Genomic DNA, 1,325 nt, shown 5'->3' on the forward strand with positions numbered 1-1,325 from the left:
GCACGGTTTCGTGCACGCAAAATTCCACTACGGTGACCGGCACCGGTACCGACTTCGCGGCGAACAGCCGGGTGGGCGATGCCTTCCTTGGTCCTGACGGCAACTGGTATGAAGTGGCCAATATCGCCAGCGCTACGGTGCTGTCGATCTTGCCGGCCTACCAGGGCGCGAGCGTTGATGCTGGGAGCTACGCCCTAGCGCCCATGCAGGGCTACGTGAAGGACTCGGCGGACCAGTTGCGTTCGCTGGTGAGTCAGTTCGGCAGCCTGGCCGCAGATCCCTCGATTAACGCGCTTGAGGCGCTCACTGGTGCCGCCAACAAGCTGGCGTACTTCACGGCTGCCGACACCATGGCGCTGGCCGATTTCCCGGCGCAGGCCAGGACGTTGCTGGCGGCGAACAGCCAGGCGAACCAGAGATCGGCGCTGGGTTTGGGTTTGGCTGCCGTCGCGAACATCATCGGCACGGTCAGTCAGTCCGGTGGGACGCCTAATGGCTCCATTATCGAAACGGGGAGCAATACCAATGGCAGGTATGTGAGGTTCGCCGATGGGACGCAAATCTGCACCTTGCAAATCAGCTGCGGAGCTATCACGGCGGCTGTCGGGTCGCTCTGGGGTACTGGTACCAACACCGGCACTTCATTCCCGGCAGCCTTTTCAGCGGAACCGGTAGTTGTTGCTACCGCGTACACCCCTTCAGGGTCTTCAGACGGCGTTTTTGCCGCGTGCTACATCAAGCCAACCCAAACCTCTTGGGGTTATTACCGCGCCTTGGTGGCAGTCAATAGCCTCGCAAATGGGGCTTGGGTAAACCTAATAGCCGTAGGCAGGTGGTTCTAATGCGAATCAAACTTTCCCCGGTGCGCCGGGATGATGCAATTTCGGTGGTAAAGGCCGGCGACGTGCTGACCATCAATGGCGACGTCTTTGACTTCAGTGTAATCCCTGACGGCGCCACGCTGCCTGCCGCTGCTGTGAGCAGTGAGTGGGTGTGTGGCGACGTGAGCCGTACCGATGGCGAGCTGACACTGACGCTAATCCTCCCGCATGGATATCCCTACAGCCAAGAACAGGCGTTCCCTGCCGACATAACAGACCCGGCGGACGGCGACATAGCGCTACCTCAAGCCCCAACCACGGAGGAGGTCGCCAATGGCTAACCTCGACCTGAGCCAACTCATCACCGCTGAGCAGAGGCAAGCTCAGGCCACTGCGACGTTACGCGCGACCTTCGAAAAAGCCACCCAGGCACACCTCGATGCGGCGGCGCAGGAGCATGGCTACGATAACTTGATGACGGCCATCAGCTATGCCGACGAGCCT

Annotated in this window: 2 protein-coding genes; both read left to right on the plus strand. The window is 60.6% G+C overall.

From position 1 onward, the window contains the following. A partial coding sequence (locus tag HAQ05_RS27730; protein WP_190427561.1) for a hypothetical protein occupies positions 1-842 on the plus strand: 842 nt, incomplete at its 5' end. Further along, on the plus strand, positions 842-1,162 hold the full coding sequence (locus HAQ05_RS27735; protein WP_190427563.1) for a hypothetical protein: 321 nt from the start codon (positions 842-844) through the stop codon (positions 1,160-1,162). The genes HAQ05_RS27730 and HAQ05_RS27735, both read left to right, overlap by 1 nt. Positions 1,163-1,325: the final 163 nt, after the last annotated feature.

Source organism: Pseudomonas typographi (genome assembly GCF_014694385.1).
Classification (GTDB): domain Bacteria; phylum Pseudomonadota; class Gammaproteobacteria; order Pseudomonadales; family Pseudomonadaceae; genus Aquipseudomonas; species Aquipseudomonas typographi.